A 23,551-nucleotide genomic window follows, 5' to 3' on the forward strand; every position below is an offset into this window, starting at 1 on the left:
TGGGGCCTGCTGCGAAACGGGTGCTTGGAGTCGAGGTGCCTTTGTTACGCCGCTCGCACCCGTTTCTCGCTTTGACGGCCCCTGCCGCGACCACCCCGCCCCGTCCCACCCCCTCCCGTGCGTGGGGGGTGAAAAGGCGTGGTGCGCACGCCGTGGCTTCGTCCGGGGCTCGGGTGGGTGCGTAGCGTATGGCCATGATGCATCTGCGGCTGACCGTCCCGCCCGAGCTGGAAGCGGAGGTGCGGGGCTGCCTGGACCGGGTGGTGGGCGTCGCCCACATCGCGGTGCTGCCGGGCGCGTCACGGGACCCGGCAGGGAGCCTCGTGCTGTGCGACGTCGCCAGGGAGTCCGCGGACGAACTGCTGGTCGAGCTCCGCGGCTGCGGGCTTCCCGAGCGGGGCGCCATCGCCATGGCGGACGCGGGCCTGGTGCTCTCCGCCGCGGCGGACCGCGCCGAGGCCGCGGCGCCGGGGGAGGGCGCGGACGCGGTGGTGTGGGAGTCGGTCGCGGACATCACCAGCGAGGAGTCCCGACTGAGCGTCACCTATCTGGCGTTCATGGTGGTGGCCACGATGATCGCCGCCTGCGGGGTGATGATCGACAACTCCATCCTGATCGTCGGCGCGATGGTGGTGGGACCCGACTTCGGCCCGCTGGCCGGGGTCTGCGTGGCCGCGGTGCGGAGGGAGCCGCGGGCTGCAGGGCGGTCGCTGCTGGCATTGGTGCTGGGGTTCGTCGGGGCGATCGTGCTGACCTGGCTGTTCAGCCTGCTCATGAACGCCCTGGGCCTGTTCACCCGGGACCTGTTCGAGGCGCCGCACCCGGCCACCCAGTTCATCTGGCAGCCGGACGCCTTTTCCATCGTGGTCGCGGTGCTGGCCGGGATCGCCGGGATGCTGTCGCTGACCTCGGCCAAGTCCGCCGGGCTGGTCGGCGTCGCGATCTCGGTCACCACCATCCCGGCTGCGGCCAACGCGGCGGTGGCGATGGCCTACCGCCAGTACTACGAAGCCTGGGGCTCCTTCGCGCAACTGATCGTCAATCTGGTCGGCATCCTGGTCGCCGGGGTACTCACCCTGCTGGTCCAACGCCGGCTCCTGGCGAGATAGTCTCCGACGCAGGCCGCTTACAACGGGGAGTTTCGATGACCGTCCGCTACCAGGTCGAGCGATCCGTCGCCACGCTGACCCTGGACTCACCGCACAACCGCAACGCCCTTTCGGCGGCCCTGGTCGCGGAACTCGAACAGGGGCTGGCCGACGCCGCGGCGGACCCGTCGGTCCGCACTGTGGTGCTGACCCACACCGGTGGGACCTTCTGCGCCGGTGCGGACCTCGCCGAGACCGACCCCACCGTCAACCCGCGTCGGCTGGTCTCCACGATGCGGACCATTCTCGGGCTGTCCAAGCCGGTGATCGCCCGGGTGGACGGCCACGTCCGGGCCGGGGGGCTGGGTCTGGTCGGGGCCTGCGACCTGGCGCTGGCCGGGCCGGGTTCCACCTTCGCCTTCACCGAGGTCCGGTTGGGTCTCGCGCCCGCGGCGATCTCGCTGGTCCTGCTGCCGCGGTTGGACCCGCGGGGCGCGTCCCGGTGGTACCTCACCGGTTCGGTCTTCGACGCCGCCGAGGCGCAGCGGATCGGCCTGCTCACCGAGGCGGCCGAGGACACGGGTGAGGCGCTCGGCCCGTTGCTCGACGCGCTCCGGCTGGCCTCCCCGCAGGGTCTCGCCGAGACCAAGCGCCTGGTCACCGCGGAGGTGCTGGGTACGTTCGCCCGTGACGGCGAGGCCATGGTCGCGCAGTCGGCGGAGCTGTTCGGCTCCGAGGAGGCCCGCGAGGGCATGTCCGCCTTCCTGGAGCGCCGCCCGCCGCGCTGGGCCTAACAGGGCACGGAGGTGGCCACGGCGTCCGGAAGCGTCGCCTGGTAGCAGCGGCTTACCGCTGCCCCGCCGAACGACAGGTCGGAGTAGGGCACGTTCACCCGGAAGGCGACCGTGCGGCCGGTCGGCGTCGTGGTGATCCGGGGAATCCCCAGGCCCTTGCGGCCGGCCAGGTCCTTGATCTCCTGATCGCTGGGCGAGCCGGCCAGTTGGCGGGCGAAGGAGTCCGCGGTCCTGTCCGCCTCTTCGACGGCCGCGCTCCGGTTCCTGCTCGCCTGGTCCGAGTTCCGGTGCTGGCCCCAGGCGAGGAAGCCGCCGACGCACACCACCGCGGTGAGGATCAGAGCCGATGCGATTTTGACGATCCGGTACATGGGTCCTCACGGTGTCGGCGACGCCCGCCCGGTCGGAGTCCGACCGGGCGGGCGGCGTTTCTAGCCCAGTGCGTCCTGCAGGGCGAGAGCGTAGCGCTTCACCCCGGTGTTGTTGGGGTGGAAGCTCTCCATGCTCGGGCAGATCAGGTTGCCGGGGCAGGAGAAGTCACCGGGCCCGGTGGGGGCGGCGACGTCGTCGTTGATGCCCGGCGTTTTCGATCCGCAGTCCTGGTAGCCGTCGAACTCCGTCGAGGGGTCCTTGAACACCACGTTGAGCGGGCTGCTGCCGGTCTGCAGGGACGCCACCATGGCGTCGTCCTTCTGCAGGAAGTAGCTTCCCCAGCCGTTCATCGTGATCATCGCGCCGACGCCGACGACCGTGGCGCACGGCGGACCGGTGTCGAAGAGCTGCGGGTAGCCGAGGAGGACGATCTTGGCATGCGGAGCCTCCGCGGCGATGTCCTGGAGCACCGTCTTGACGTCCTTGACGGTCGAGTCGATCTGGCCCTCCACGGTGGCGTCGGACTGGCAGCCCGGACCCAGGGGCGGGACCTCGATGCAGTCCTGGACCGCGGCGCTGAAGCCGGCGTCATTGCCGCCGATGGTCAGTGTGACCAGGGTGGTGTTGTCGTCGAGGAAGCCCGAGGAGAGCTGTTGCACCTCGTGGAACTCACCCAGCGTGCCCCAGTTCTTCGCCTGTCCGAGCGCGGGGTCCATGGTCCAGGTGTAGGCCCCGGAGCAGGCAGCCGAGTGGTAGTCGATGCTCGGGTCGTTGCCGTCCGCGAGCGTGCCGATCGTGCTGGTCTGGTCGGGGAGGACGGTCTGCCGGATCCAGGAGTTCTGGCTCCTGCGGCAGGCGTTCCAGGTGCGACCCGGGGAGGACTGGCTGCCCTGGTCGGCGTACGGCCCGGTGTCCGTGCCCGGAAGGTACGGTTCCGCGCCTTCGCCGGAGGAGTAGGAGTCGCCGAGCTGGACCACGAAGTCCTTCGGCTTGGCGGGCAGCGTCTGGAAGGCGACCGAGTCCCAGGCGATGTCGTCGTCGGCGGTGCCGTCGGCGGCGTAGTTGGACAGGGAGACGCCCTGGAAGTCCCCGTTGGCCGGAGTGACGAAGTCGAACACGCCCAGGCTGACCCAGGTGTTGGCGTCGTCGTGGGTGTTGATGGTCCGGTCCTCGTCGTTGCCGGCGCCGGTGTGCACCGTGTACGTCGCCTGCTGGGTGACGGAGCCGGTGTCCGGCAGGTGCACCATGACCCGGGTCCAGGCGGACGCCGGAGTGGACAGCTTCCAGGTGCCGACGATCGACATCGGTCCCGACGCCGTGTCGACGGCTCCCTGGTACGGGTCGCCTACGGGGGCGTTGACGCCGGTCGCGCTCGCGCGGGTGTGGGAGTACCAGAAGTGGCCGCCCCAGCCGCCTCCGATCTGGGCCAGGTCCTCGCGGGCCTCGTAGTTGTTCTGGTCGTCGGACTGGAAGTTGAACGAGAAGGTGCCGGCGTCACCGCTGACGTTCCCGCAGGAGGAGTACGTGGGCGTGCCGTTGGGAACGTTGGTGACCACCTTGGCCCCGGCCGGCAGGCCCCCGCCGGAGCACTGGGGCTCGCCGTTCAGCAGGTTGTACCCGCGTCCGGGCTCGGAGACCAGGGTCGCGTACTTGAGGTTCTCGTTGCCGCAGCTGGTGGAGCAGTCGGACTTCCAGGTCGTGTTCGACCCGTTCCACCAGTACGGGGTGTCGCAGGAGGCCCCGAGGTGCTCGGTCTCGCAGGCCGGCGGGTTGGTCGGGTCGCAGCCGTTCACGGCTACCGAGCAGAACGCGCTCAGCGGCGGCTTGACGTTGATCCGGTCCTGGTCGTTGACCCACCAGGCCGGGCGGAAGCCGACGGTGGAGTAGCCGGAGGACCCGACGCGGTCCTGGTTGCCGCTGGTGTCGTAGGAGAAACCGGTGTCGATGGACTCGGCGGCCCAGCCCATCACCTTCTCCTCGTACGGCCACTGGGCCGGGTTCGCGGCGTCGGAGAAGGAGGGGTTGTCCACCACGTTCGTGGAACTGGACAGCGAGCACTGGGCCCAGTCGTTGCTGTAGGTCCCGTCGCTGAGCACGCAGCTGATGGTGCCGTCCAGGAACGGGCCGCGCGAGGGCTTGTAGAGCGGGTTGGCCGGGTTGCTGTACCAGCCCAGCCCCCAGTTGCCGTTGCTGGCGACCGCGGACACCGGGTTCAGTCCGGAGTTGTAGTCCCAGACCGCGGCGAACCAGTCCTCCAGGTGCGCGGGGTTGTCGTCGTTGACCGTGATGGTCTGGCCGCTCTGGTGGATCTCGTTCCACTTCTCGGCCAGGGTCCGGGCGGCCGCGGCGATGTTGACGGCGTAGTCGACCGCAACGGCGGTCTGGACCGAGGCGGGCAGTGAGGTCTCGCCCGGCTTGGCGTACTGGGGCAGCCGCATTCCGTCGGTGATCTGTCCGACGCCGTATCCGCAGTCGGACTTGGCCCAGTCGATCGCCCAGTAGTCGCCGCCGCTGGGCGCGGGCGCGCCGGCCCGGCCGTAGAAGCCGTCCGTGGCGGCCAGCGGGTTCCCCATCTGCCCGGGGACCGCGCCGGACTCGGCCTGCCAGAGGTTCGACTCCTGCGCCAGGATGCCGAACAGGACCTGGGCCGGGATGCGCCCGCCGCCGGTGAGGGCGGGGAGCGGGAAGGTGCTCTGCGGGTCGACCGAGCTTCCCTCCTGGGAACGCCAGCTGCCCTGGGTCAGGTACGTGGAGGTGAGGTCCCCGCGTACGGCCATGTCCACGGCCCACTCCACCTGGTTCGGGGTGGGCTGCAGGGCCTGGACGTTGGGGTCGTTGCGAGGTATCGCGCATTCGCGCTGGGTGTCCACGGTCGAGGTGGACACCGTGGCCGCGGCGGTCATCGCCAGGCTCTTGACCGTGGCGCTCGGAGCCGCGGCGGCACCGGTCAGCGCGGGCGAGGCCGCCTTGCCCTCCGGGGCGAAGGCCGCCGGCGCGGGATCCGCGAGCTGCTCGGTCGTCTGCGTGCCGCTGCTGACGGCGGTGGTGTCGATGGTGACGGGCTCGTTGTCGGTCTGGCCGTCGGACGTGGCCGCGTCGGGCTCCTGGCCGCCGGTCGCGGTCAGGTTCTGGCCGGCCTTGGCGATGCCCTCCGCGGCGGAACGGACCGACGCGGTCAGCACCGGCCGCACGGCCAGGCGCCCCTCGGTGGAGACGGTGTCCTCGCTGCCGGTGTGCGGCAGGGTGCTCACGCCCCAGCCGCCCGCACCGGAGACGCTGCCGGTCGCGAACACCTTCCCGTCGGCGCCGGGCCGCAGCGCCAGGGAGGTCAGCGCCCCGGTGGCGACGGTGGCGGCCTTGCCCGAGTGAAGGACGTGCGCGGTGGCCTTGTCGCCCTTCTCGTCGACGTAGGCCACGCCGTTCGCGGTGGACTGCAGGTCGTACGCCGTGCCGTTGGTGTGCGCCAGGGCGGAGGCGTGGCCGGCGGCGTCGATGCTCACCAGCTGGCCGGCCTCGGCGGCGGTGACCTGCCCCTTGCTCCCGGTGGGCACGGCCGAGGTGACCTCGCCCGCCGGGTTGCTGCGGCCCAGGACCTTCCCCGCGGTGCTGACCGTGGTGATGAGCGAGGAGGAGTCACCGATGGCGGTGAACGCCGCGGTGTGCTGCTTGGAGTTGCAGCCGGGGTCGAAGTAGGCCAGCGAGGCGGTGAAGGGGAGCTTGTCGACCCGGCCGGTGTCCAGGTCCACGACCGCGGCGAACGCGCCGCGCTCCATCAGGTCCTGCTCGTTGGTGAAACCGCGCGGGGCGTAGACGACGGCCGCGTGGGAGCGGTCCATCAGGCAGTCCTGGCCGATCCACTCGTCATCGGAGAAGCCGGGCTCGGACAGCACCGCGACCGTCCGCCACGCGTAGGCGTTCTTCGAGTCGGCGACCATCACGTCCAGACCGGCCGCGTCCGCGGCCGTGGTGACCGCGCGGTCGTCGCTGGTCTTCCAGCCCTTGCCCAGGGTGTGGTCGGGGTCGGGAATGCTGACGGGGTGACTCGCGGGGGCCTTCGCGGGCGTGGAGGCCTTCGCGGGCGCGGAGGCGACCGCTCGCGGCTGTGCCTGCGCGGTGCTGCCGAAGGCGATCACGGCGGTCGCCGCGGTCAGCACGGCTGTCAGCCGGAGTCTCCTCCGATGGTGGGATCTGCGCATGACGTCCTGTCTGGGGGGAATGAGCCGATGACGGCGCACCCCTTCCGGAGATGCGCCGTAGGCGACCTTGATGGAGCAAGATCCGCGCGTCAACGGTAATGAAGCGGAATGCAGGCCCTCTTTTGATTCGCCTCCTGATGGCCGTGACCAAGGGCTTTTCGGCTGTGACGCGCATCACAAATCGTCATGCGGACCAAAGAAGTCCATTTCTCCTATGTACGCCAACGTGCTGTTTTGGCCGACGACCGCCAATTTCTCACCGGGCCGCAGCCGCGCACCCACCCGCGCCGCAGGCGGAGTCCCCGGTTACCGTCTACGCATGGTGTCCCTGCGAACCCGAGCCCGTCGTCTCGCGACGTCCCTGGTCCATCACGGCTGGCGCTGGGTCCAGGAGGCGGGCTCCGTCAGCGCCGACCGTCCCGGAACGTACCGCTTCGGGGCCATCGGCGACTGCACCCGGCTGACCTTCCCCCTCGGCTCGGTGTTCAACGAGGGCTGGATCCACCTGGGAACCCACTGCATCATCGGCGAGGGCGTCTCGCTCTCCGCGGGCTTCCTGCCCGGACTCGACCTCGGCCCCGACCCGATCGTCCGGATCGGCAACGGCTGTGTCATCGGCCGTGACAGCCACATCGTCGGGCACCACTCGATCACCCTCGGCGACGACGTCTGGACCGGTCCCGGGGTGTACATCACCGACGAGAACCACTCCTACGACGACCCCGACCTCCCGATCGGCAAGCAGTGGCCCCGCAACGAGGCGGTGTCCATCGGCGCCGGCAGCTGGATCGGCACCGGCGCGGTGATCCTGCCGGGCGCGACCCTCGGTCGCAACGTCGTCGTCGCCGCCAACGCCGTGGTCCGCGGGACCGTCCCGGACCACAGCGTGGTGGCCGGGGCCCCCGCCCGCGTCGTCCGCAGGTTCACCCCGGACGACGGCTGGCAGCCGCCGATCCGCACGGTCGCGCCCAAGCCGATCCCGGAGGGGATCACCCACGAGCAACTGGTCGCCCTGATCGGCTGGGACCTGCGTCTCCCCAAGGAGCACCCCGCCGTGGACGACCCGGACCCGGTCGCCTAACCCGCCGCCGCGCCCCGTGCCGTGGCCCGCCGCACGGCCAGCGCAGCGACCCCCGCCAGCGCCGCCAGCACCGCGACCGACAGCAGCGCCAGCGGCAGCCCCAGGCCCTGGGCGAGGAAGCCGATGATCGGCGGCCCGAACACCATCCCGCCGTAGCCGAGGATCGACGCGGTGGCGACCCCCTTGGGGCCGTTCAGCGCGCCGGCACGGTCAATCGCCAGCGGGAAGATGTTCGACAGGCCGAGGCCGACCAGCAGGAACCCGCCGAGGGCCAGCGGCAGCCACGGGCTGAGCGCGGCGACCAGCATCCCCGCGCTGGCCAGCGCCGAGCCGCCGACCATCACCTGGGTCGGCCCGAACCGCTCCACCAGCCGGGTGCCGCTGAGCCGCCCGGTGGTCATCGCCAGCGAGTACGCCGCGAACCCGGCCGCCGCGACCGACGCGGTGGCGTGCAGGTCCGAACTCAGGTGCAGCGTCCCCCAGTCGGCCAGCGCGCCCTCCCCGTACGCGTCGCACAGCGCGACCAGCCCGAGCAGCAGCACCAGCAGCACCGGCCCCTTCGGCAGCTCCGCCGCGGGCGACGCCGCGGAGTCCTTCACTACGGCGCCCGCCGCAGGCGCCACCCGGTGCCGCAGCAGCGGGACCCCCGCCGCCGCGGTCACCGCCAGCCCGAACACCGCCAGCAGCCCCAGGTGCTGACTCGCCGTCAAGTGGCTTGCCAGCAGCCCGCCCAGGCTTGCCCCGATCAGCCCGCCCATGCTGTAGGCCGCGTGGAAAGCAGGCATGACGGGCCGTCGGATCGAGGCGATCAGGTCGACCGCCGCGCTGTTGATGCCGACGTTCATCGCCCCGTACCCGGCGCCGAACAGCAGCAGCGCCCCGCCCAGCGCGAGCACCGAGTGCGTCTGCGGGGGTAGTGCCACCGCCGCGCACACCACGATCCCGGCCGCCGCGATCACCGGGTGGTTGCCGTAGCGCACGCAGAGCCGTCCGACCGGGCCCATCACCAGCACCGCGCCGATCGAGACGCAGAGCAGCGCCAGCCCCAACTGCCCGGCGGACGCGTGGACTTGGGCCTTGATGGCCGGAATGCGGACGACCCAGCCGGCGAACAGGAAGCCGTCCAGGGCGAAGAAGGCGGTGAGGGCCACCCGGGCGGTGGTCCAGGTGGAGGGAGAGGCCGCCGGGGCGGAGTCGCTGACGACTGTTTTGTTTATTTGCGGCACAAATTCATAATAGAAGCGTGCAGCCAAACCACACAAGTCCCGACCGGGGCCGCGCCGCCCTCGGTCCGGCCCTCGCCCTGGTCCACACCGGAGCCGCGCCGACCCGCTCGGTGCTCACCGGCGCCCTCGGCGTCACCCGCGCCACCGCGGGGGCGATCACCGGCGAGCTCCAGGCCCTGCGTCTGATCACGGTGGATGCCCGGCCCACCGGCGGGACCAGGGGGCGCCCCTCGCACCGGCTCGCGGTCGACCCGGCGGGGCCGGTGGTGCTGGCGGCGCAGATCCACGCCGACGGCTTCAGCGTCGCCCTGGCCACCCTCGGCGGGGTGCTGGACCGGCCGGAGGACTTCCCGCTGCCGAGCCCGGCCACGCCGGAGCGGGTGGTCCGGGCGGTGGTCGCCGAGGCGGCCCGCCGGATCGCCGCGGACCCGCGCCGCTGCGTCGGCCTCGGCCTGGCGGTGCCGACCCCGGTGGCGCTGCCGGAGCGGATCGCGGTCGCCGCGATGTACCTGGACTGGCCGTCCGGCACCCCGGTCGGCGACCTGCTGGTCCAGCAGGCCGCCGCGGCCGGGCTCGGCATCCCGGTGGACCTCGCCAACGACGCCAACCTCGCCGCGCTGGCCGAGCACCGCCACGGCGCGGGCCGGGACGCGCGGCACCTGCTCTACGTCACCAGCGGCCACGCCGGGGTCGGCGGGGCGCTGGTGGTGGACGGCAGGCTGCACACCGGCAGCGCCGGACTCGCCCTGGAGGTCGGCCAGGTGACGGTCGATCCGGACGGCCGCCGCTGCCCCTGCGGCAACCGCGGCTGCCTGGACGTCGAGGCCGACCCGCCCGCGCTGCTGGCCGCGGCCGGGCGCGAGCCCGACCCGGCCCGCCCGCTGCTGGAGCAGGCCGAGGAGGTGCTGGCCGAGGCCGCGGCCGGGCGACCGCGGGCCAGGTCCGCGGTGGAGCACGTCGCGGACCGGCTCGGCCTGGGCATCGCGGCGGTGATCAACATCCTCAACCCGGACCGGGTGGTGCTCGGCACCTTCCACGGCGACCTGCTGGCGGCCGTCCCGGAGCGGCTGCCCCGGGTGGTCGCCGAGCGCTCCTATTGGGGCCGCAGCGGACGGGTCCCGATCGTCCCGGCCGCGCTGGACCGCTCCGAGCTGGCCGGGGCCGCCGAACTGGCCTGGACCCCGGTGCTGGCCGACCCGCTGGCGGTGCTCAGCCCGTGACCGCGCGGAGGTACGGCGTCGTGGTGCTGAGCGCGGCGAAGCCCAGCCGTTCCAGGATCGGGCGGCTCTGGTCGGAGGCGTCCACCTGGAGGTAGCGGTAGCCGCGCTCGGCCGCGATCCCGGCCCGGTGCGCCACCAGCGCGCGGTAGACGCCCTTGCCGCGCCAGGCCGGTGCGGTCCCGCCGCCCCAGAGGCTGGCGAAGCCGGTGCCGGCGTGCAGCTCCATCCGGGCCGCGCAGACCGGCTCGTCCCCGGCCAGGGCGAGCAGCACCACGAGGTGCTCCGGGTCCTCCGAGAGCTGGGTCAGCAGCCGGTTCCGGAACCGGGCGGAGTCCTGCTCGAAGGCCAGTGCGTGCACCCGGGCGACCAGGTCCACCCCGGCCTCGTCGGTCACCGGGACCAGCCGCACCCCCGGGGGCAGCCGCACCTCGGTGGGCTGCTCGGCGACCTCGGCGACCAGCAGGGTCTCCGGCGGCTCGGGGACGAAGCCGGCCGCGGCCAGCCGGGCCGGGAGGTCGGCCGGGGTGTCGTGGCTGTAGTGCTTCCACTCGAACTCGAGGCCGAGCGCGCCGTAGTGCCGGACCTGCTCGGCGATGGCGGCGTCGGCGCCCCGCTCGTCCAGGTCGGACCAGACGATGCCGTTCCAGTCGTCGGGGGAGCCGGTCTGCCGGACCACGCCCCCGGTGTGCTCCACCCGCGCGGTGGGGGTGTCGGGTCGGAGCCCGCGGCGCATCCTGCGGTCGAAGACCGCGCGTGTCTCGTCGTTGTTCATCGCCGCCATCCCATCACCGGGCCCCGGAACCGGCAACGGGATTTCCCCGGAGTAGCCGCGGCGCCGTCCCGTACTCCGCCGGGAGCAGTCCAGGAGCCCGCCCCGGCACGACGCCCCGGGGGCCGCCGCGGAGGGATTCTCGGTAGCAGGCAGAACAGGCCGCGGAAGGCGCGGCCCGCTGCCCGAGACCGAGGAGCCCCTGATGCACGCAACCCTTCTGGCGGACGGCTGGCACGGCGGCGGCCCCGGCCCCTGGATCCTGCTGGTGCCGCTGTTCTGGATCGGCGTCGCGCTGTTCCTCCGCAAGGTGGTCTTCCGCGGCCGGGGCTGGGGCCGCGGCTGGGAGCAGGGCGGCGGGCACGGTCCGTGGGCCGCCGCCGGTCCCGCGCGGCAGGCCCCGGCTCCGTCGCCGATCGACACCCTCAACCGCCGCTACGCGGACGGGCTGATCGACGAGATCGAGTACCGCGAGCGCTACGACCTGCTCAACACCGTGACCGGCAGCGAGTCCGGCTCCGGCGAGCGGTAGTCGCCGGGCCACTCCAGCCGCACCGGCCGGTCCGGCGCTGCGACCGGCACGGGCGCCGCGACCGGCACCGGGACGGCGGCGGGAGCCTCGACGGGGACGGCCGGGACCGCCTGGAGCGCGAACCAGACGACCTTGCCGTCCTCCGTCGCCTCCGCGCCCCACTCCTTGCAGAGCGCGGCGACGAGTTCCAGGCCGCGCCCGCCGACCTCCTCGTCGTCGGGGTGCAGCAGCCGGGGCAGCGCCGGGCCGCTGTCGTGCACCTCGCAGCGCAGCAGGCCGTCGGCGCAGGTCAGCCGGAGCACGCAGGGCGCGTCCTGGCCGACGTGCCGGTGCACATTGGCGAGCAGTTCGGTGATGCCGAGGACGGTCGGATCGACCAGGTCGGCGAGTTCCCAGTGCCGCAGGTGCGCGGCCACTATCCGGCGGACCACGGTCAGCCGCCGGGGCTCCGCGGTCAGGTGCAGTTCGTAGGTTCGGTCAGACTCATTCACGCGTCGACTCCTCCGCCTTTTGACTGGAGACCGATTCCGCGCCGCTCGGGAAAGTGCGCGGAGTTACCACGTGGCTACGTTCCGAGATATGGCTCCAGGGTCACCCCGCCGCCGCGTACGCGCAACGCGTGGCGACACCGGTCCATGCTGCACGCTCGTCCGGCGGAGCGTAACCGTACGGGCACCGGGAGTTGCGGAACATGCGCCCCCGTATGGCATATTCCAAAGATTTATGGGGTACGGAGGGTGGCTACGATGCGCGGAGCAGCGCCCTCGGCGTGGAAATGCAGGAATGCGGGAGAAAGCAGCAGCCGTGAAGACCGTCGACGTGGACCGTAGCGACGCCGAGTACCGGGCCTGGCTCAAGGAGGCGGTCCGTAAGGTGCAGGCGGACGCCAACCGCTCGGCCGACACGCACCTGCTGCGCTTCCCGCTGCCGGAGGCGTGGGGCATCGACCTCTACCTCAAGGACGAGTCCACCCATCCCACCGGCAGCCTCAAGCACCGGCTGGCCCGCTCGCTGTTCCTGTACGCGCTGTGCAACGGCTGGGTGCGGCCGGGCAAGCCGGTGGTGGAGGCGTCCAGTGGCTCCACCGCGGTCTCCGAGGCATACTTCGCCAAGCTCATCGGCGTCCCCTTCATCGCGGTGATGCCGCGCACCACCAGCTGCGAGAAGATCAGCCTGATCGAGGCCCAGGGCGGCAGCTGCCACCTGGTCGACGACACCCGGACCCTGTACGCGGAGTCGGCCCGGCTGGCCGAGGAGTCCGGCGGCCACTACATGGACCAGTTCACCTATGCCGAGCGGGCGACGGACTGGCGCGGCAACAACAACATCGCCGAGTCGATCTACGCCCAGCTGCGGTTGGAGCGCTATCCGGTTCCGACCTGGATCGTGGCCACGGCCGGCACCGGCGGCACCTCGGCGACGCTGGCCCGCTACGTCCACTACACCCAGGCGGACACCCGGATCTGCGTCGCCGACCCGGAGAACTCCTGTTTCTTCGACGGCTGGGTCTCCGGTGACACCGGGGTGACCTGCGACAGCGGCTCCCGGATCGAGGGGATCGGGCGTCCGCGGATGGAGCCCAGCTTCGTGCCCGGCGCGATCGACCGGATGATGAAGGTCCCGGACGCGGCCTCGGTCGCGGCGGTGCGGGCGCTGGAGGCGGCGATGGGCCGCAAGCCGGGCGGCTCCACCGGGACCGGGCTGTGGAGCGCCTTCACCATCGTCGCCGAGATGCTGGCCGCGGGGGAGCGGGGCAGTGTGGTCGGCCTGATCTGCGACCCGGGCGACCGCTACCTGGACAAGTACTACTCCGACGACTGGCTGGCCGCGCAGGGGCTCGACATCGTCCCGTACGCGGCGGTGATCGACGGCTTCCTGGCCACCGGGGCCTGGAACGGATAATGGGCCGGTGACCCCAGGCCCGGAGCAGCCCCCCGCGAACGACCCGACCGCCCCGACCCCGCGCCGGGTGGGCCGGCGGCCCGGCGGCCCGGACACCCGGGGCGCGGTGCTGGCGGCGGCCCGTGCCGAGTTCGCCGCGCGCGGCTACCAGAAGGCCAGCATGCGCGGCATCGCCCGGGTCGCCGGGGTGGATCCGGCGCTGCTGCACCACTACTTCGGCAGCAAGGACCGGCTGTTCCTGGCGGTGCTCGACTTCCCGCTCGACCCCAGGACCGTGGTCGAGCAGATCGTGGCTGGGGACCGGGCCCGGGTCGGCGAGCGGATCGCCCGGTTCGTGCTGACCCTGTGGGAGGACCGGGGCGTGCGGGAGCGGCTGCTCGCGGTGCTGCGCGGCGCGGCGGGGGACGAGGAGGTCGCGGCGATGCTGCGCGGCTTCGTGGTCGGCGAGCTGGTCGCCAGGATCGCCGCCGGGCTGGAGCTGCCGCGGCCGGAGCTGCGGGTGGAGCTGGTGCTCTCGCAGGTCATCGGGCTGGCCATGGCGCGCTACGTGGTCGCCGTCGAGCCGCTGGCCTCGGCCACGGTCGAGGAGCTGGTGCCGCTGCTGGCGCCGACCCTGCAGGGCTATCTGACCGGCGGCTGAGCCGGGTCCGCTGCTTGACAGCGGACCGCTCCCGGACTGAAACTCATCACATGATGAATTCAATGGCGGACCGGCCCCCGGCCGTCGCCGTCCGCGGCCTGCGAGTGGTCCGCGGCGGCGGCACCGTGCTGCACGGGCTCGACCTGGAGATCCCGGCCGGGTCGGTCACCGGGCTGCTCGGGCCCAGCGGCTGCGGCAAGACCACGCTGCTGCGCTCGGTGGTCGGGGTGCAGCGGACCGCGGCCGGCACGGTCACCGTCCTCGGCGAGCCGGCCGGCAGCGCCGGGCTGCGGGCCAGGGTCGGCTATGTGACCCAGGCCCCGTCCGTCTACACCGATCTGACGGTGGGTGAGAACCTGGGCTACTTCGCCGAGGTGCTGGGCGCGCCGCGGACCGACCCGGCCCGGGTTGCCGAGCTGGTCGGCCTGGCCGACCGCACCGGCCAGTCCGTGGGCAGCCTCTCCGGCGGCCAGCGGGCCCGGGTCTCGCTGGCGGCGGCCCTGCTCGGCGCGCCCGAGCTGCTGATCCTGGACGAGCCCACGGTCGGCCTCGACCCGGTGCTGCGGCGCGACCTCTGGGAGCTGTTCCACCGGCTGGCCGCCGCCGGGGCAACGCTGCTGATCAGCAGTCACGTCATGGACGAGGCCACCCGCTGCACCCGGCTGCTGCTGATGCGCGAGGGCCGGCTGCTGGCCGACGACACGCCCGAGGCGCTGCTCGCCGCGACCGGCGCCGCCGACGTCGAGGCCGCGTTCCTGCACCTGGTCGGACCGAGCCCGGAGGTGAACCGGTGAACCCGCGCCGAACCCTCGCCACCGCCCGCCGGGTGCTGGCCCAACTGCGGCACGACCCACGCACGCTGGCGCTGCTGCTGGTGGTCCCCTGCCTGCTGCTGGTGCTGCTGAAGTACGTCTTCGACGGCGAGCCGCAGACCTTCGACCGGATCGGGGCGCCGCTGCTCGGGATCTTCCCGATGATCGTGATGTTCCTGGTCGCCTCGGTCGCGACCCTGCGCGAACGCACCACCGGGACCCTGGAACGGCTGCTCACCATGCCGCTCGGCCGGGCCGACCTGCTGCTCGGCTACGCCCTCGCCTTCGGCCTGGTCGCCCTGGTCCAGGCGGCGGCGGTGTTCGGGCTGACCATCGGGCTGCTCGGGCTGCACATCGCCGGTCCGTCCTGGCTGCTGTTCACGGTCGCGCTGGCGGACGGGCTGCTCGGCACCGCGATGGGCCTGTTCCTGTCCGCCTTCGCCGCCACCGAGTTCCAGGCGGTGCAGTTCCTCCCGGCCTTCCTGCTGCCGCAGTTGCTGCTGTGCGGCCTCTTCGCGCCGCGCGACTCGATGAACGCGGTGCTGCACGCGGTCTCCGACGTGCTGCCGATGTCCTACGCGGTGGACGCGATGAACCGGCTCACCACGGAGTCCGGGGTCGGCGGCGCGGTGCTCGGCGACCTGGCGGTGGTGGTCGGCTGCGTGCTGCTGGCGCTGGCCCTCGGCGCGGCCACGCTGCGGCGGCGGACCGCCTAGGGCCGGCGGCTAGGCGGTGCCCGCGCAGCGGGCGTCCAGGCGGGCGACGGCGGCGCGGACCGAGCGGGCGATGCCGGGGCGGGCCGGCCAGACGGCGGCGTGGACGGTCGGCGGGGCGTCGATGGCCATGGTGAAGCGCAGGTCGGTGCCGCCGCCCTCGGCGGGGTAGGTCAGCCACTCCTCCATCCAGGCCTGGACCCCGGGCAGGTTGGTCTGCTCGACCCGGTAGACGAAGCGGTGCGGCGGCTCCCAGCCGACCACGCTCTCCACGAAGTGCACGCCGCCGCGCAGCGTCACCGCCCGGCCCGCACCGGTCCCGTACGGGGGCGGGCCGGTGTAGCCGGCCGTGCGGACCGAGCGGAACCACAGCGGCCAGGTCGACGCGTCCTCGGTCAACTCCCGGAAGACCTCGCCCGGCTGGGCCCGGAGCCGGGCCGCGACCACGATCCGGACCGGCGCCTGCTCCAGGAACCCGTCGGTCACCGGACGCAGCCGTCGTCGCTTCGGCACTGCCCACCCCCGTCGGTCACCGGAAAGGCCTGAAGTGTAGTTGAGGCCCCGTCAGTCCGACAGGGGGGCGTCCGCGGCCCCGGCCACGATCACCTCGCGGACCTGCTCGGACACCGCCGAGCGGATCTCCGGCGGCAGGCCGACATCGGTGACCAGGGTGTCCACCTCGTCCAGCGAGGCGAAGGTGGACAGGCCGACGGTGCCCCACTTGGTGTGGTCCGCCACCGCCACCACCCGGCGGGCGGAGGCGACGAAGCTGCGGTTGGTCTCCGCCTCGGCCAGGTTCGGGGTGGACAGGCCCGCCTCCAGCGAGATCCCGTGCGAGCCCAGGAACAGCAGGTCGAAGTGCAGCGACCGGATCGCCCGGTCCGCGATCGGCCCGACCAGCGAGTCGGACGGGGTGCGCACCCCACCGGTCAGCACCACTGTGGCGGCGTGCGCGGGGGCGGTGCCGTGCCGCAGCGCGTTCTCGAACACGTCGGCGACCCGGACCGAGTTGGTGACCACGGTCAGCCCCTCCACCTGGAGCAGGTGGTGCGCCAGCGCGTAGGTCGTGGTGCCGCCGGAGAGCGCCAGTGCGCTGCCGGGGGCGACCAGCCGGGCGGCCTCCCTGGCGATGTCCTCCTTGGCGGTCAGCTCCAGCGCCGACTTGGCCTCGAAGCCGGGCTCGTGGGTGCTGGCCTCCAGGACCGGGACCGCCCCGCCGTGCACCTTCTCCACCATGCCCTGCCGGGCCAGTGCGTCCAGATCCCGACGGACCGTCATGTCGGAGACGTTCAGACGTCGGGTCAGTTCGTTGACCCGCACCCCGCCGCGCCGCCGCACCTCGTCCAGGATCAGGGCACGGCGCTGCTCAGCCAGGAGATTGCTGTTCTCGGCCACCCGTGTACTGCCTTCCCGCTCCGCTGCTTCGGGTCATCCTCGCACGCCGCCGCGGTCCGGACCACGCGTGTCCGCACCCGCGTATCCTCACGCCCGATGGGTAGCCAGGTAGGGAGCACGAGGGTTGGGGGGACGGGCCATGCAGCAGCAGTGGAGCGCGGACGCGGCCGGCGGGCCGGCGGCGCCGACCGGGCTGGCGATGGAACTGCTGGTGCACGGCGTCGGCGGGACCACCCCGCAGGACATGCTCGCCGACCCGCACCTCAGCCAGCTCACCGGCGACACCGTGGCCGGAACCTACCGCCGCTGGCAGGACCGGCACGCCGAGGCCGAGCCGGAGCGCTACCGCGACGGCGCGGTGGAGGAGGCCTACTCCTGGGCCGGGCTCACCTCGGGATCCGCCGGGCGGGCGCTGTGGCTGCTGCTGCTCCCCTTCATGTTCGCCAACCTGGCCCACTGGATGCGCCCCGCCGCCCCGCGCACCGCCCGCGGCCAGGGGCTGTACGACATCGTGGTGCGGGTGGTCGCCGCCAGCCTGACCGTGCTGCTCACCGCCGCCGCCTGCGAGGCCGCGCTCGACCTCACCGCCTGGCAGTGCGCCGGGACCGCGGCCTGCGCCGCGCACCACAGCTGGCTCGGCTTCCTCTCCGCCGCCCGCGGCGAGTGGTGGAGCGAGCCCGGCCGCCGGCTCGCCCTGGCCGCCGCCGTCCCGCTGGCCCTGGTCGGGGTGCTCTGGTGGCTCTCCCACCTGACCTGGTCCAGCTACGAGGCGCAGCGCCCCGACGACCGGGACGGCGGCGCGGACCGCGCGGACCTGCCGCCGATGGAGCTGCCCGGCTTCTGGTACGGGATGCGGATGGTGCGCAGGCTGCGCATGGTCCACGTGGCGGCCGGGATGCTCACCATCGCGCTGGCGGTGCTGCTGCCCGCGCTGCGCTACGACCGCACCGCGCACGGCCCGCTGGCCGTCCCCGGCTGGATCCTGCTCGGGCTGCTGGGCCTGCTGGCCGCGGGGGTGCTCTACGCCCTGGTCGGCAGCCGCCGGGAGACCGAGCCGGACGACCGCCCCGACGCGATGCCGCTGCGCTGCCTGCACTGGGCCTCGCTGGCGCTGCTGCTGCTGGCCGCGGTCTACGCCGGATGGGCCCGCCCCGGCTGGGCCTCCGACGGCCGACTGCCGGGCGCGGCAGGGCTGTTCGCGGTGCTCTGCCTGCTGCAGCTGGCGCTGGTGCTGCTGCTGGTGGTCGCCGCGCTGGTGCTCCGGGGCAGGGGCGGCGAGCCCGGTCCCGGTGTGCCCGGTTCCGGTGCGCTGGAGACCCCGGTGGTGATCCCGTCACCGCGCGGCGCCGAGAGCCTGCCCGGTCAGGGGGCCGGGCCGCCGGACACCTCCTTCGGCGGTCCGGACGGGCCCGCGCTGCTCGGCCTGGCCGGACCGGCCACCGCTATGCTCGCGGTCGGCCTCGGCAACCTGTTCACCGCGGGCGCCACGGTGTGGGCCGCCCAGTGGCTGATGGCCAAGGGCACCCTCGGGATCACCCTGCCGGGACCGCCGCTGCTGCTGATCTGGCACAGCAGCGGCGTCCCGGTGCTGGCCGCGCTGCTGCTGCTGCCGATCGCCCGGCTGGCGCTGCTGACGGTGCTGCGCAAGCGCCGGTTCCGGGCCCGGGTCGACGCCGCGTACGGGACCGGGGTGCGCACCAGCGAGACCAGGACCGGGCAGATCGCCGGGGCCCTGGCCAAGGCCGAACTCACCGACGGCGGACCGCTGCTGATCGGCTGGATCGCGGTGCTCGGGTTCCTGCTGGCGGTGCTGTCGGTGGTCGGGGCGCTGGTCGAGCACCGTACCCCGGCGCTGGCCGCGCTGGGCGGGCCGACCCTGGTCTCCTACGCCGCGACCACACTGCAGTCGGTCGGCGGCTGGCTGGTCGGGATGTTCGTGGTGGCCCTGGTCGCGGTCGGCCGGGCCGCGTACAAGCAGATCGCCACCCGGCGCACGGTCGGCGTGTTCTGGGACATCGGCACCTTCTGGCCGCGCGCGGCGCACCCGTTCGCGCCCCCCTGCTACGCCGAGCGCGCCGTCCCCGACCTGCACTGGCGGATCAGGACCTGGCTGGCCGAGGACCCGGAACGGCGGCTGGTGCTGTCCGGGCACTCCCAGGGCACGGTGCTGGCCGCCGCGGCGGTCTGGCAGCTGGACCCGGAGAGCAGGGCCCGGGTGGCGCTGCTCACCTACGGCTGCCCGCTGCGCCGCCTCTACGGACGCTTCTTCCCCGGCTTCATGGGCCCGGCGGACCTGGTCCGGCTGCGTCAGGACCTGCTCAGGCCGCACCCGGCCGCACCCGGCTGGCGCAACCTGTTCCGGATCACCGACCCGATCGGCGGCCCGGTCCGGGTCGCCGTCCCGGTGGAGGCCGAACCGGTGGACGCGCCCGCGTTCACCGACCCGCTGGTCTACGACCGGGACGACCGGCACCCGCTGCCGGTGCCGATCAACGCGCACTCGGACTACCGGGCGGACCCGCGCTTCATCGCGGAGCGGGACCTGCTGCTGCGCCGGATCTGAGCTGCGGGAGCGGCAGGTCCTCCGGCAGCAGCAGCTGCAGTTCCTCCGTGGTCGGGTCGGCCAGCTGGGCCAGCCGGACGGCGTGCCGCTCGACCATGGTCTCGAAGACCTGGCGGGCGGTGCGCCCGTTGCCGAAGGAGGGGCCCTTGGGCAGGGCGTCGTAGTGGTCCAGCAGCGCCGCCGCGGAGTCGTCGGAGAGCTGGTACTCGTGCTCGGCGGCCTGCCGCCGGGTGATCTCCAGCAGCTCGGCGGCCGAGTAGTCGGCGAAGCTGACGGTCCGTGAGAAGCGGGACGCCACGCCGGGGTTGGAGGCGAGGAAGCGCTCCATCTCGGTGGTGTAGCCGGCCACGATGACCACCACCTCGTCCCGGTGGTCCTCCATCAGCTTGACCAGGGTGTCGATGGCCTCCCGGCCGAAGTCCCGGCCGCCGTCCTCCGGGGCCAGCGCGTAGGCCTCGTCGATGAACAGCACCCCGCCGAGCGAGCGGCCGAACACCTCGGCGGTGCGCTGCGCGGTCGAGCCGACGTGCTCGCCGACCAGGTCGAGCCGGGCCACCTCGACCAGGTGGCCGCGCTGCAGCACCCCCAGCGCCGCCAGGATCTCGCCGTAGAGCCGGGCCACCGTGGTCTTGCCGGTGCCGGGGGAGCCGGTGAACACCAGGTGCCGCCGCAGCGAGGGGGCCTTGAGACCGGCCTGCTGCCGCCGCCGGCCCACCGAGATCAGGTCGATCAGGGTGCGCACCTCCTGCTTGACGGTGTCTAGGCCGATCAGCGAGTCCAGCTCGGCCAGCGACTCCTCGGCCGGGCGGCAGTCCGGCAGCGGGGCGATGGCGGAACCGCGCGGCTCCGGCACCCGGGCCGGGGCCGCGGCGGCGGTGGCCGGGACGGCCGGGTTGGCGTCCCGCCAGGCGGTCGCGGTGCTGGTCGCGGTGGCCCGCAGCGGCTCGGCGGACGGCGGCTTGACGTCGTCCGAGACACAGCCGTCGGCGATCGGCCCCGGCTCGGAGAACTCGAAGCCGCCGCGGGCGTTCTGCTCGGCCCGGCAGCGGGTCAGCACGGTCCGGCAGCCGTCGATGACGTGGAAGCCGAAGCCCTTGCCCCGGTCGGCGGTGCACTCCTCGAAGCTGCCCCGGCCGCCGGTCGAGACGTAGAAGGCGGCCTCGGTGCTGCCGTGCACGGCGCAGCCGCGCAGCACCGGGTCGGCGCCCTTGGTGACGATCGCCCCGGTCGCCACGTCGGCGATCTCGCAGCCGGTGAGCAGACCGCCGCTGTCGTGGTCGCGGAACCACAGGCCGACGTTGGCGTCCTGGATCCGGCCCCGGTCCATCCGCAGCGACGCGCCGCCGCTGACCGACACCGCGGTCTTCCTGACCTGGCTGAAGGAGCAGTCGACGGCCTCCGCGACCGAGCCCCGGTCCAGCACGAACAGGGCGTCGGGGACGTCGTGGACGCTGCAGTCGGTCAGCTTCACCCGGGCGCCGTCGATCACCCACACTGCCGGGTAGTCGCCGGTGCCGTCGCGCAGTTCGCAGCCGGTCGCCTCGACCGCGGAGCCGGCGTCCCAGACCGACAGGCCGTTCTTGCCGAAGGAGCGCAGCACCGTCTGCTCCAGCACCAGGACCGAGCGTCCGCGCAGGTCGGCGCCGTTCTCCGGGATGTCGTGGATCCGGCTGCCGACCAGTTCAAGCCGGGCCTCGCTGTCCAGGGCCAGGCCGTTGTCGGTGACCCGGTGCACCGCGCAGTCGTCGAGCCGGCCGGTGGAGCGGTCCTCGGCCTGCACGCCGTTGCCGTTGATCTCGTAGAACTCGCAGCCGACCGCGTCCACCGCGCTGCCCTCGCCGGTCAGTACCAGTCCGGCCCCGGTGGCGTGGTGCACCCGGCAGCGTTCCAGCCGGGCGGTCGCCCCGGTCCGCACCACCACCCCGGCCTGGGCGGCGGAGAGCACCTCGCACTCCTCGAACAGCGCGGCAGCCGCGTCGGCGATCCTGATGCCGAGGCCGCCCGGGTTGTCGACGGTGCAGCGGCGGACCGCGTACGGGCCCGCGCCGCCGCGCACCTCGATGCCGACCGAGGAGCGGGTGCTGATCCTGCAGTCCGTCAACTCGCCCTGGCCCGCCGCGATCAGCACCGCCGGGGCGGAGCCGTCCTGGCCTTCGAGGACCAGGCCCCCGACCGTGGCCGAGGCCAGCAGGGTCAGCGCGGTGCCCGCGGCGGGCTCGATCCGCACCGTCCCCGGGCCGTCCGCGGCGCGGACCGTCAGCGGCTTGTCGAGCAGCACGTTCTCCCGGTAGACGCCGGGACCTATGGTCACCGTGTCGCCGGGCTCGGCCGCGGCCAGTGCCTCGGCCATCGTCGCGTACTCGCCGGAGCGCCGCCGCCAGCGGGAGGCTCCGTCCAGCGTCACCCTAACCACGCCTGCGCCCATGGTGATTCGCCGCCCCCAGCTTCCTTGTGGTGCCGCGCCCACGCTACCGCCTGCGGCGCCCGCCCGCGTTCCTCTCTCCTCCCAACGAGCCATCGGGCCCTCCCGTCACTCGGAGCGGGAGCCGGGTCCGTACGGGACGGGGAGCGGCCCCGACTCCAGCACGGTGACCGGGTCGCCGACCCGGACCTCGCCGAGCGGTCCGACCGGGGTCATCTGCATCCCGAAGGCCAGCGCGTCGCCGAACCTGCGGTGCCGGGCCAGCGCCCGCAGCGGCTCCGGGCCGCGCCGGGCGCCGGTGTCCGGGTCGAGCGTGGTCATCACGCAGCGGCCGCACTGCTGGTCCACCCGGAACTCGACCGCGCCGACCCGGATCCGCAGCCAGCCGGTCTCGGCCCAGGCGTCCGAGCCGTCCACCACCAGGTTGCTGCGGAACCGGCCCATCGGCACCGGGGCGCCCCGGACCGGGTCGTCCGGGTGGTCGGCGGCGATCAGCGCGTTCAGCGCGTCCAGGGACGCGGTGCTGGTGAGCAGCAGCGGGTAGCCGTCGGCGAGGCTGGTGGGGGTCGGCATCGGCTGCCGTCGTTCGGCCCGGTCCTGGTACACCAGCCGCAGTTCGGCGCCGAGCACCTTGTCGAACCAGGCGGCGGCCTCGTCCCCGGCGTCCACTGCCTCGAAGGGCAGCCCGAACAGGGTGACCGGCAGCAGTGGGCCGCCGTGCGGGGCGGCGAGGGTGAGCGACTCCCCGGTGGGCGCGGTCAGCTCCAGCAGGCCCGGCCCCGGCAGGGTGGCGGCGAGCTGTCCGAGGCGGGGGTCCTGGCGCTGCGACACCATGGTCCCGGCGGCGTCGACCAGCATCCAGCGGCGGTCCCCGGCCAGGCCCCACGGCTCGACCCGGGCGCTCCGCAGCGGGACCGGCGCCAGGGACTTCACCGGGTGTATTCGAAGGTCAGTGAGCCGCATCCGCCCATGGTGCCAGGGTTTCCGCCGGAAAAAACAAGCGGGGGCCGGTCAGCGCGCAGCTGACCGGCCCCATGACCGTCCCGATCCCCCCGAGTGGTCCGACGCTAGAAGCCCTGGTAGCCACCCCGCTGCGGCGGACGCGGCTCCTGGTACTGCACCGGGCGCAGCGGCGCGACGGGCGCGACCGGGCGCTGGTACATCTGCTGCGGCTGGGGCTGCGGCTGCTGCGGCACCCGGTACTGCTCGGGGTAGCGCTGCTGCGGCACCGGCTGCTGCGGGAAGCCCTGGCCGAACGCCTGCGGGAACGGCTGCTGGCCGTACTGGGCGTACTGCGGCTGGGCCGGCTGCTGCTGGTAGCTGGGGCTGCTGGGCCCGGGGCCGAGCGCGAGCCGCTGCACCGGCAGCGCCGGGGCGGCGCTGAAGCCGCTGTTGTAGGAGAAGCCCGTGTCGTAGGCCGGCGGGAGCGCGGCCGGCACGTTGATGGGGGCGATCTGGGGCACGCCCCGCTCCGCCACCAGGCTGTCGTAGATGGGGGTGTCCGAGGCGAAGGACGGAGCGTAGTAGCCCACTCCGTCGTAGGCACGAGGGGAGGTCATGACGCATACGGTAAGCCCACAATGTGCCTGCTGAGGAGAGTGGAACGGCAGGCAGTTCGTGTGTTCTCGGCGAGCCTGGGTCGAGCAAACGGTCGAAAATATGAAAAACGGTCAGATCGCACCGCGATCGGACTCCAGCTCATACACCATCTTCACGCAACGTTAATAGAACGGCCGTTCATCGAATCGGCCGGTGCAGGCGCGCCGAGCAGGAGGATCTTTCACCCGAACCGGTGGGCGCGGGCCGGCCGGCCCCCGCCCCCGGGG

Annotated in this window: 20 protein-coding genes; 10 read left to right on the forward strand and 10 right to left on the reverse strand. The window is 73.3% G+C overall.

Annotated elements, in window-relative coordinates:
- The first annotated feature begins 194 nt into the window (after positions 1–194).
- On the forward strand, positions 195–1,109 hold the full coding sequence (locus ACEZDE_RS31685; RefSeq protein WP_380543863.1) for a DUF389 domain-containing protein: 915 nt from the start codon (positions 195–197) through the stop codon (positions 1,107–1,109).
- 35 nt (positions 1,110–1,144) lie between these two features.
- The gene (locus tag ACEZDE_RS31690) at positions 1,145–1,882 is read left to right on the forward strand and encodes an enoyl-CoA hydratase family protein (RefSeq protein WP_380543866.1); all 738 of its coding nucleotides are present in this window, start codon (positions 1,145–1,147) and stop codon (positions 1,880–1,882) included.
- On the opposite strand, the gene ACEZDE_RS31695 is transcribed toward ACEZDE_RS31690, so the two are convergent.
- Positions 1,879–2,253, reverse strand: coding sequence for a hypothetical protein (locus tag ACEZDE_RS31695; RefSeq protein ID WP_380543869.1), 375 nt, complete (start codon positions 2,251–2,253; stop codon positions 1,879–1,881). The two genes, ACEZDE_RS31690 and ACEZDE_RS31695, sit on opposite strands and share 4 nt — an antisense overlap.
- Positions 2,254–2,313: 60 nt before the next feature.
- Positions 2,314–6,450 carry a golvesin C-terminal-like domain-containing protein gene (locus ACEZDE_RS31700; protein ID WP_380543872.1) on the reverse strand — a complete coding sequence of 1,379 codons (4,137 nt, stop codon included), beginning with the start codon at positions 6,448–6,450 and terminating at the stop codon, positions 2,314–2,316.
- 319 nt (positions 6,451–6,769) lie between these two features.
- Between ACEZDE_RS31700 and ACEZDE_RS31705 the strand changes: the two genes are divergently transcribed.
- Positions 6,770–7,531 carry an acyltransferase gene (locus ACEZDE_RS31705; RefSeq protein WP_380543875.1) on the forward strand — a complete coding sequence of 254 codons (762 nt, stop codon included), beginning with the start codon at positions 6,770–6,772 and terminating at the stop codon, positions 7,529–7,531.
- Here ACEZDE_RS31705 and ACEZDE_RS31710 read toward each other — a convergent pair.
- Complete coding sequence (locus tag ACEZDE_RS31710) at positions 7,528–8,757, reverse strand: MFS transporter (RefSeq protein ID WP_380543878.1); 1,230 nt, start codon at positions 8,755–8,757, stop codon at positions 7,528–7,530. The genes ACEZDE_RS31705 and ACEZDE_RS31710 overlap by 4 nt on opposite strands.
- 17 nt (positions 8,758–8,774) lie before the next feature.
- Between ACEZDE_RS31710 and ACEZDE_RS31715 the strand changes: the two genes are divergently transcribed.
- Positions 8,775–9,977: an ROK family protein gene (locus ACEZDE_RS31715; protein WP_380543881.1), complete on the forward strand. Its 1,203-nt coding sequence runs from the start codon at positions 8,775–8,777 to the stop codon at positions 9,975–9,977.
- On the opposite strand, the gene ACEZDE_RS31720 is transcribed toward ACEZDE_RS31715, so the two are convergent.
- Positions 9,967–10,749, reverse strand: a complete 783-nt coding sequence (locus tag ACEZDE_RS31720; protein WP_380543884.1) for a GNAT family N-acetyltransferase — start codon at positions 10,747–10,749, stop codon at positions 9,967–9,969. The genes ACEZDE_RS31715 and ACEZDE_RS31720 overlap by 11 nt on opposite strands.
- 202 nt (positions 10,750–10,951) lie before the next feature.
- Between ACEZDE_RS31720 and ACEZDE_RS31725 the strand changes: the two genes are divergently transcribed.
- Positions 10,952–11,278, forward strand: a complete 327-nt coding sequence (locus ACEZDE_RS31725) for an SHOCT domain-containing protein (protein WP_380543887.1) — start codon at positions 10,952–10,954, stop codon at positions 11,276–11,278.
- Here ACEZDE_RS31725 and ACEZDE_RS31730 read toward each other — a convergent pair.
- Positions 11,224–11,769 carry an ATP-binding protein gene (locus ACEZDE_RS31730; protein ID WP_380543890.1) on the reverse strand — a complete coding sequence of 182 codons (546 nt, stop codon included), beginning with the start codon at positions 11,767–11,769 and terminating at the stop codon, positions 11,224–11,226. The genes ACEZDE_RS31725 and ACEZDE_RS31730 overlap by 55 nt on opposite strands.
- A 292-nt stretch (positions 11,770–12,061) precedes the next feature.
- Here ACEZDE_RS31730 and ACEZDE_RS31735 point away from each other — a divergent pair, with 292 nt between their 5' ends.
- The 4 genes from ACEZDE_RS31735 to ACEZDE_RS31750 all read left to right on the forward strand — a co-directional run bounded on the left by ACEZDE_RS31735 (position 12,062) and on the right by ACEZDE_RS31750 (position 15,348).
- The gene (locus tag ACEZDE_RS31735) at positions 12,062–13,180 is read left to right on the forward strand and encodes a PLP-dependent cysteine synthase family protein (RefSeq protein WP_380543893.1); all 1,119 of its coding nucleotides are present in this window, start codon (positions 12,062–12,064) and stop codon (positions 13,178–13,180) included.
- A 7-nt stretch (positions 13,181–13,187) separates the two neighbouring features.
- On the forward strand, positions 13,188–13,820 hold the full coding sequence (locus ACEZDE_RS31740) for a TetR/AcrR family transcriptional regulator (RefSeq protein ID WP_380543896.1): 633 nt from the start codon (positions 13,188–13,190) through the stop codon (positions 13,818–13,820).
- Between the two features lie 62 nt (positions 13,821–13,882).
- Positions 13,883–14,614 carry an ABC transporter ATP-binding protein gene (locus ACEZDE_RS31745; protein ID WP_380543899.1) on the forward strand — a complete coding sequence of 244 codons (732 nt, stop codon included), beginning with the start codon at positions 13,883–13,885 and terminating at the stop codon, positions 14,612–14,614.
- Positions 14,611–15,348: an ABC transporter permease gene (locus ACEZDE_RS31750; protein WP_380543902.1), complete on the forward strand. Its 738-nt coding sequence runs from the start codon at positions 14,611–14,613 to the stop codon at positions 15,346–15,348. The genes ACEZDE_RS31745 and ACEZDE_RS31750 overlap by 4 nt, the downstream gene beginning before the upstream one ends.
- Before the next feature lie 9 nt (positions 15,349–15,357).
- Here ACEZDE_RS31750 and ACEZDE_RS31755 read toward each other — a convergent pair whose 3' ends face one another.
- Together ACEZDE_RS31755 and ACEZDE_RS31760 are read right to left on the reverse strand one after the other, a co-directional pair.
- The gene (locus ACEZDE_RS31755; protein WP_380543905.1) at positions 15,358–15,858 is read right to left on the reverse strand and encodes an SRPBCC family protein; all 501 of its coding nucleotides are present in this window, start codon (positions 15,856–15,858) and stop codon (positions 15,358–15,360) included.
- Between the two features lie 51 nt (positions 15,859–15,909).
- Positions 15,910–16,740: a DeoR/GlpR family DNA-binding transcription regulator gene (locus ACEZDE_RS31760; RefSeq protein ID WP_380543908.1), complete on the reverse strand. Its 831-nt coding sequence runs from the start codon at positions 16,738–16,740 to the stop codon at positions 15,910–15,912.
- Positions 16,741–16,879: 139 nt separating this feature from the next.
- Between ACEZDE_RS31760 and ACEZDE_RS31765 the strand changes: the two genes are divergently transcribed.
- Positions 16,880–19,303, forward strand: a complete 2,424-nt coding sequence (locus tag ACEZDE_RS31765) for a hypothetical protein (RefSeq protein WP_380543911.1) — start codon at positions 16,880–16,882, stop codon at positions 19,301–19,303.
- On the opposite strand, the gene ACEZDE_RS31770 is transcribed toward ACEZDE_RS31765, so the two are convergent.
- From ACEZDE_RS31770 to ACEZDE_RS31780, 3 genes are all read right to left on the reverse strand, one after another.
- Positions 19,266–21,728, reverse strand: coding sequence for a right-handed parallel beta-helix repeat-containing protein (locus tag ACEZDE_RS31770; protein ID WP_380543914.1), 2,463 nt, complete (start codon positions 21,726–21,728; stop codon positions 19,266–19,268). The two genes, ACEZDE_RS31765 and ACEZDE_RS31770, sit on opposite strands and share 38 nt — an antisense overlap.
- Before the next feature lie 105 nt (positions 21,729–21,833).
- Entirely contained in the window at positions 21,834–22,688 is an 855-nt protein-coding gene (locus ACEZDE_RS31775) for an MOSC domain-containing protein (protein ID WP_380543917.1), read from the reverse strand.
- Between the two features lie 104 nt (positions 22,689–22,792).
- Positions 22,793–23,284, reverse strand: a complete 492-nt coding sequence (locus tag ACEZDE_RS31780; protein WP_380543920.1) for a DUF6643 family protein — start codon at positions 23,282–23,284, stop codon at positions 22,793–22,795.
- Between the last annotated feature and the right edge of the window lie 267 nt (positions 23,285–23,551).

Origin of the sequence: Streptacidiphilus cavernicola (assembly GCF_042510955.1) — a bacterium.
Taxonomy (GTDB): domain Bacteria; phylum Actinomycetota; class Actinomycetes; order Streptomycetales; family Streptomycetaceae; genus Streptacidiphilus; species Streptacidiphilus cavernicola.